The organism is Vibrio sp. 704, from assembly GCF_033339295.1.
The window spans coordinates 1-550 of sequence record NZ_JAWOUH010000863.1 but is presented as its reverse complement, the minus strand read 5'-3'; the positions used below and the strand labels follow the sequence as shown (position 1 = coordinate 550).

Annotated in this window: 1 protein-coding gene; it reads right to left on the bottom strand. The window is 46.2% G+C overall.

Annotation, left to right across the window (positions count from 1 at the left end):
* Window positions 1-550: ATP-binding cassette domain-containing protein (locus tag R7R24_RS29570; protein WP_318120571.1), on the bottom strand; the 550-nt coding region annotated here is incomplete at both ends.

The following is a 550-nucleotide window of genomic DNA, read 5'->3' as shown; positions in this document are numbered from 1 at the left end:
CCCATCTTTGAAGATGGTAATGGCATCGCACAAATCGAAGATCTCTTCCATACGATGGGAAACGTACAGAATGATTTTGCCGTCATCGCGCAATTCGCGAATAACTTTGAATAAGTTTTGAATCTCGCGTTGAGACAAACTGCTGGTTGGTTCATCAAACGCGATAATCTGAGCATTGCGGCTTAGTGCTTTGGCAATTTCCACCATTTGCCACTGGCCGATAGAAAACTCTTTAAGTGGGCGAGAAGGATCAAAATCCTCCCCCAAACGTTTTAGCTGTTCTCGCGCTCGAGCGTTCAATGTTTCCACATCTACACTGCCACCTTTTGTTGGCAACTGACCTAGGTAGATGTTTTCTGCCACACTAAGCTCAGGTACCAAGTTCAGCTCTTGGTAAATAATGGCGATACCTTGCTCAAGCGCATCAGTCGCTGAGTTGAACACCAAAGCTTTACCATCGACGACCAACTCGCCTGCAGTAGGTTGGTGTAAGCCACTGAGAGTTTTAAGCAACGTTGATTTACCTGCACCGTTTTCACCCATTAGCGCA